The organism is Binatus sp. (SeqCode) (assembly GCF_049584895.1).
Classification (GTDB): Bacteria; Desulfobacterota; Binatia; order Binatales; family Binataceae; genus Binatus.
Map to the genome: position 1 here is coordinate 61976 of NZ_JBAUYR010000063.1, position 6782 is coordinate 68757.

Sequence of the window (6782 nt, forward strand, 5' to 3'; positions counted from 1 at the left end):
AGCGATGAAGTACACGGCGCTGGTTTTTAAGAATCTGGTTCGGAGTAAGCGGCGGACCTTTCTTACTGTGCTGTCGATTGCGGTTTCGCTGTTTATTTTTTCGGCGCTGGTAAGTATCCCGACGGTGGCCAATGAGATTCTGGGTAACACCGCTTCTTCGACCCGGATTGCTACCCATAACAAGGCCGGTCTGGCCTATTCGATTCCGGTCGCCTACAAGCAGCGGATCGCGGCGGTATCGCATGTCGAGGTAGTCGTGCCGGAGAGTTGGTTCGGCGGCGTGTACCATGAAGTCTACGACCAGTTTCCGAACCTGGCGGCCGATCCCGAAGACGTCGACAAGATGTGGACCGACTGGGGAATCAGCAAGGAGCAATTCGAGCAGTTCAAGAAAATCCGCACTGCATGCCTGGTGGGCGGCGGTACGATGAAGCGGTTCGGTCTGCATCTCGGGCAGCAGATTCAGCTCAAGGGCACGCTGTACCCGTTCAATGTGACGCTGACTATCGTGGGCACGATCAGCGGCAAGGCGCCGCCGGATTTCCTGCTTTTCAGGAGAGACTACCTGGAAGAAGCGGCCGGACGTCCCGGGGTCGTCGATAACATCTGGGTAAGAGTCGACAAGCCGGAGAATGTCCCGCAGGTAATCGCGGCGATCGATGAAGGCTTTGCCAACTCCTCGGCCGAGACCTTGTCGGAATCGGAGGCGGCCTTTATCGGCAGCTTCATGGAGCAGTACCGCACATTTTTCAGGATGGCCGAGCTGCTGGGTTTTATCGTGGTGCTGACTATAGGACTGGTAGCGGCGAATACCGCGGCTATGTCGATACGCGAGCGTCGCGGAGAGATTGCAGTGATGCGATCGATAGGATTTCCCGCGCGCACGATTCTAACATTGCTGTTGGCTGAATCGCTGTTGATAGGACTTATCGGCGGTGTTATCGGATGCGGGTCGGCTTACTTCGTGTTGAAGGCCTTCTCGATTGGCAACGTGGGCGGACCTCTGGGAGCGATACGGATGCCGCCGATTATCCTGGCTGAGACTCTTATCGTGGCGGCGCTGATAGGACTGCTAAGTGCGATGGTGCCGGCAAGTTCGGCGGCGCGGAGAAATATTGTGGATGCGTTAAGGACGGTTGCATAAGCGGGGGTAGGAGCGTGCGTAAGTGAGGGTTATCGGGAACCTAACCCCTAACCCCTTTTTTCGGGCCTCGCGGAAAAGGGAACCGGATTTTTCGAGAGGGCGAGCGATAAGAATATGGCGATACCGCTGAAATATAATGTGCGCTCCCTACTCGTGCGGCGGGTTTCTACTGCTATGACTGGCGGTGGGATTGCTCTTGTCGTTTGCGTGTTTGTGATCGTGATGGCGCTGGTCGCAGGGCTTAACTCGGCGATTTCCGACACTGGCGATCCTGATAATCTGATCGTGTTGCGCAAGGGTGCTACCACTGAGACTTACTCGGCGATTCAGCTCGATCAGTTCGATGCGATGAAATTTCTTCCACAGATTCGGCGTGAGCCGGGCGGCGAGGTTGACGCTTCACCTGAACTACCGGTGCAGGCACTGATGGAACGTATAGGTGGCTCGCGCGACAACATAGTAGTGCGCGGAGTCCTACCAATTGCGCTGAAGGTGCATCCTAAAGTGAAAATTGTCGAAGGGCGGATGTTCAATCCTTCGGTTAACGAAGTGGTAGTTGGCAAAGGACTCCAGGGGCATTACGCGAACATGCAGCTCGGATCGACGCTGCATTTCGGAAGAGGTAACTGGAAGGTCGTCGGGATAATGGCGGCCGACGGCGGATCGTTTGAGTCCGAGGTGTGGGGCGATATTCACAATGTGCAGGACGATGCGCAGCGCGGCGCTTATTACGCGGACGTGCGGCTCAAGCTGGCGCCGGGCGCGGACAGCGACGCTTTAATCCGGCGGCTGGCGGACGATCCGCGAATCAATCTGCAAGCGGAGACTGAGGCCGACTACTACAAAGATCAGGCGGTGGTCGCGAATCAGATGCGCGTGCTCGGGATGATCGTCGCGGTGATAATGGCGGTGGGCGCGATTTTCGGCGCGATGAACACGATGTATGCCGCCGTCTCGTCGCGGACCACTGAAATCGGGACACTGCGCGCGCTCGGCTTCGCGCCGATCGCAGTGATGACCTCATTCCTGCTCGAGTCTTTGGTGCTGGCGCTCGCGGCGGGCGTGATTGGAATCCTGCTCGCGATGCCAATTAACGGGCTTAGTACCACCTTTGGTAATTTCGTTACGTTCTCGACGCTGGCATTCAGTTTCCGCGTGACCTTTGCAATCGTGATCGAGGCGATGATCTTCGCCGGGATAATGGGTATGGTCGGGGGCTGGCTACCCGCGCGGCAAGCGATGAAAATGCCGGTAGTAGATGCGCTAAGGAGCGTATGACCGTGTCCACCGAAGCACCCAAGGGGCCGAATATCCGCGAGCTCGAGTCGCTAAGGATTGCGCGCGCGGCGAATCCGAAAAAGCCGAGCCGGATAATTCCAGCGGTAGTAGCGATCGTGATTTTCGCGATCGTCGGCGCTGCCGGTTTCGTCGTCTATCAGAAGACCCTTGGACGTCCGCCCGAGGTGCAGACTGCTATCGTCAGCGTCAAGCAGGCCGGACAGGCGGGCACGGTGCTTACCGGCAGCGGATATATCGTGACCGACCACAAGTATATCGTGATCGGCACCAAGATTCTCGGGCAGATTGTCCAGGAGCCGATCGAGGAAGGCCAGCGGGTCAAGGCCGGCGACCTGCTCGCACGAATCGACGATCGCGACTACCAGGCGCAATTGAAGCAGGCTTATGCCGACCGCGATTTGGCCAAGGCCAACGTCGTGCTCAAATCCGCGCGGGCGAACCGGCTGCGCGCGCTGTACAAAGAGGGGGTGGAGTCGAAGGACTCGCTCGACGACGCGGAGAATCAGCTGGCGGTTGCGGAGGCGGATCTCAAGAAATCGGACGGCGAGATCGAATTCGCGAAGTTTAACGTGAGCCAGACGGTGATCACGTCGCCGATCAACGGCGTGGTGCTGCAGAAATATCGCGAGCTCGGCGACACGATTAACTACGGTGGTGAAATCCAAGCCGGCGGCGGCGCCACCGATATCGCGCAGCTCGCGGACCTGAGCGACCTGCGCTGCGAGGTCGATATCAACGAAAGCGATATCGCGAAGGTCAAGATGGGAACGCCGGCGACTGTCATCCTCGATGCGTATCCCGACGATCCGTTCCCGGCGAGAGTGGTGAAGATCTATCCCGAGGCCGACCGGCAGAAGGGCACGGTGAAAGTCGAGGTGAGGGTCCTGCAGCCGGACCTCAAAGTTATCAAGCCGGAAATGAGCGCTAAGGTCACCTTCCAATCGATCACCACGCAGACCGCGTCTGCGGCGTCGATGGTGCTGGTACCGAAGAAGGCGATCGTCACCGACGGCAATGCGAATTCAGTGTGGGTCGTGCGCGGCGACTCAGCGCATCTCGTGCCGATTACGGTGGGACGCGAATTTCAGGAAGGCGTCGAGGTCAAGCAAGGACTCAGCGGCGGCGAGACGGTGATCGTCGTGCCGGCGGCGACGATCAAGGAAGGGCAGCAAGTCACGCCGGTCGCAAGTTAGGGGAAGGGGAAATCACTTGATTAAAAGCGGAACACACCGTAGGTTCCGCACCTCCCTGGGCAGGGGTGACCCCTGCACCCAGTGAAAAGAAATCGCGAAATGTCGAGGACGACCTTTCGCTCTCAGCTTCTTTTTCTTGTGTCATTCAGTTCTTGTGTCATTCAGAGCGAAGCGAAGAATCCCGGATCCCTTTTTTATAAATGGAGAAAAAAATGGCGGAGACTTTTGTTTTGGTGCATGGCGCCTGGCATGGAGCATGGTGTTGGGCGGCGGTTATCAACCAGCTCCAAAAGTTGGGAGATAGGGCTTATGCGGTTGATCTGCCGGGGCATGGGATGAATCAAGCGGACCGCTCCACGGTCACCCTTCAGAGTTACGTCGATAGCGTCGCGGAATTTATCGAAAGGCATCAGCTGAAAGACGTCGTGCTCGCCGGGCATAGCCTGGGCGGGCTCACGATTCCCGGCGTTGCGGCGAAGATTCCTTCGCGTATTAAGCGCGTCGTGTGGGTGACGGCGTTGGTTGCGCTCGATGGGGAGCCGATCGTGGATCCGGTTACGTCGCCAATTGCGCAGGGCGCGGACTCGTTGCCGGAGCGATCGATTTCGATCGAGATGATGGGCAAGGAGTTTGTCGACGGGCTCAGCAACGACATGGCGCCGGCGATGAAAGAATACGTGCTGGCGGCGGTGGGGCCGCAGCCGATCGCGCCGATGATGACGCCGGTCGCGATGGCGCCCTACTTCGCTACCGGAATTCCCAGCAGCTATATCGTCTGCGAAGATGATCAGACGCCGGTCGCAGGCGCGCCGAATTGGCATCCCTATTTTTCCAGCAGGTTGAACAATCCCACGCTCAAGTTCGTGAAAAGCGGGCACGAAGTGATGTTTACGCATCCGGTGGAATGCGCCCAGGCCTTGCATGAGTTGGCGCGCGGCGAGTGACTCCCCTTTGCCTCGCCCCACGAGGAACGAACCAATTACCGCCTACCGCGCGGAGTCGAGCAGCTTCTGCAGATTGCTCGTATCGCCTCGCTCGCTCGCGGTCTCGCCCGCGCGATCGTAGAGAACTTTGCCGGCACTATCGATGACCGCAATCGTCGGGATGTAACCGCGGTAATAGCGAGCTATCAAGGCTCGCTGCGCGACTGACGGACTCCGCAGATCGACGACCACGAAGTGAATCTTATCCTTGTATTGAGGATAGAGGTTCACCAGGCGTTCGGCTTCGCGCGCTGTGTTCCAGCAGTTAGCGGTGCCGAAAAAGATCACGGTCGCATGGTCGGCGGCGACCGAGCCGTCGGAAAGGTTTTTCCCCGCGATGGGAAAATTGGGACTCGAATCGTCTGAAAAGGACAGACCAGGTGCCAGCTTCAAGTCGGTGGCCGGCGGACCCGGAACTTCGGTCGCGAGCGCGAGGGCGAAAATCAGACAGACGACCATCGAAGTCGAAATTGCGAGCGCCTTGATATTTGGCTTCATATCACATTAACCGATCGGCGGGGTTGTATAGTTCCGAGGATGCCCGATGCGAACGAAAAATAACAGTTCACCAACCTCGTCGTACGGACCGCATGGCGACGGCGCTGAAATGACTTATTCAATCGTCGATTCTGCCCTCGGACGTCTGATAGTCGCGGGCACGCGCCGCGGAATCTCTTTTGCCGCGATGGATGAATCGGATCGGACACTGGTCGCCGAGCTGCGCGCCGATTATCCGCGAGCGTCGATCCATATCGCCGATCCGAATCGACCCGAAGATTCTCAGATAGGGAATTGGGCCGACGCGCTCGCGAACTACATCACCGGACTCGCGCCGATGCCGACACCGCCGATGGATATTCGCGGCACTCCGTTTCAGTTCGCCGTGTGGGAGCAGCTCCGTGCGATTCCGCCTGGCGAGACGCGATCGTACTCCGAGATCGCGCGACGCATCGGACGGCCGCACGCGATCCGCGCAGTCGGTACCGCCAATGGTGCAAATCCGGTGTCGATTATCATCCCGTGTCATCGCGCGATTCGCGCGTCGGGTCATCTCGGCGGATATCGATGGGGATTGGATCGCAAGCGCAGGTTGTTGGAGATGGAAGCTCGGATGTGCGAGCAACCTAACTGTGATGTTTCAATAGGTTGTCCTTCCGGGAGGACGCTGAGAAGGTGAAAGGTGCGAAACTCAACACCGACTCAGGAGGTCTCCCCGGATGGACATTCATCAGAATGCGCGCACTACGCCGCATAGTCGAGCCGGACTGGTCAGGCGGGTGAATGCTGGAGAATTGCCAAAGATAGTAGCAGCGGGGGTGGGAATATGTGACAAGACCGTGCGCAAGTGGGCGGGGCGGTTTTCGCGCGAAGGCGCGGCGGGACTGGCCGACCGCAGCTCGCGTCCTCACCGGCTGCGTTGTCCCACGGCGCTGGCGGTGGTCGAGCAGGTGATCGCGCTGCGCCGCCAGCGCCTCCTGATGAAGCACATCGCCGCACAACTCGAGCTGAGCATCGCCACCGTGAGCCGCCTGCTCAAGCGCGCATGCCTGTCCCGACTGAGCGCGCTGGACCCACCGCTTCTGATCCAACGCTATGAGTACGCCGCGCCCGGCGACCTGCTCCACCTTGACACCAAGAAACTCGGCCGCTTCCACCGGGTCGGCTCGCGCATCACCGGCACTCACCAAAAACGCAGTCTCGGGGCCGGCTTCGAAGTAGCTCACGTCTGCATCGACGACCATTCGCGGCTGTCCTACATGGAAGTTCTGCCCAACGAGCGCAAGGAAACCACTACTGCCTTCCTCGTGCGCGCCCTTGATCACTATCAGGCCCTTGGAATCTCGGTCGCGCGCATCATGACCGACAATGGCTCCGCCTACCGTTCGCACCTTATTGCCGACCTGTGCCGCAGCCGCAGGATGCGGCACATCTTTACCCGTCCCTATACCCGCGCACCAACGGCAAGGCCGAACGCTTCATCCAGACCGCGCTACGCGAATGGGCATACGCACGTCCCTACGATCATTCCCAACAGCGCGCCGATGCTCTGTTGCCCTGGCTCCATTCCTACAATCATCACCGCCCCCATCAAGGCATCGGCGGCCGCACTCCTATCTCTCGCCTTCCGAGGGACAACCTGTTGCAACTCGACACCTAACCCCT

Annotated in this window: 6 protein-coding genes and 1 pseudogene; 6 read left to right on the forward strand and 1 reads right to left on the reverse strand. The window is 59.0% G+C overall.

The window, feature by feature from the left end:
• The first annotated feature begins 4 nt into the window (after positions 1-4).
• The 4 genes from WB650_RS11955 to WB650_RS11970 all read left to right on the forward strand — a co-directional run bounded on the left by WB650_RS11955 (position 5) and on the right by WB650_RS11970 (position 4580).
• A complete protein-coding gene (locus WB650_RS11955; RefSeq protein ID WP_422300632.1) occupies positions 5-1144 on the forward strand; it encodes an ABC transporter permease in 1140 nt (379 codons plus the stop codon).
• A gap of 114 nt (positions 1145-1258) precedes the next feature.
• Entirely contained in the window at positions 1259-2422 is a 1164-nt protein-coding gene (locus WB650_RS11960; RefSeq protein ID WP_423960614.1) for an ABC transporter permease, read from the forward strand.
• A gap of 2 nt (positions 2423-2424) precedes the next feature.
• Entirely contained in the window at positions 2425-3636 is a 1212-nt protein-coding gene (locus WB650_RS11965) for an efflux RND transporter periplasmic adaptor subunit (RefSeq protein WP_423960615.1), read from the forward strand.
• 212 nt (positions 3637-3848) lie between these two features.
• A complete protein-coding gene (locus WB650_RS11970; RefSeq protein WP_422300635.1) occupies positions 3849-4580 on the forward strand; it encodes an alpha/beta fold hydrolase in 732 nt (243 codons plus the stop codon).
• A gap of 42 nt (positions 4581-4622) precedes the next feature.
• Here the strand turns inward: WB650_RS11970 and WB650_RS11975 are convergent, their stop codons facing one another.
• On the reverse strand, positions 4623-5117 hold the full coding sequence (locus WB650_RS11975) for a TlpA family protein disulfide reductase (protein ID WP_422300636.1): 495 nt from the start codon (positions 5115-5117) through the stop codon (positions 4623-4625).
• Between the two features lie 46 nt (positions 5118-5163).
• Here WB650_RS11975 and WB650_RS11980 point away from each other — a divergent pair, with 46 nt between their 5' ends.
• Positions 5164-5796 carry a methylated-DNA--[protein]-cysteine S-methyltransferase gene (locus tag WB650_RS11980; protein ID WP_422300637.1) on the forward strand — a complete coding sequence of 211 codons (633 nt, stop codon included), beginning with the start codon at positions 5164-5166 and terminating at the stop codon, positions 5794-5796.
• 40 nt (positions 5797-5836) lie between these two features.
• Positions 5837-6777: pseudogene (locus tag WB650_RS11985) on the forward strand (IS481 family transposase).
• Positions 6778-6782 lie beyond the last annotated feature (5 nt).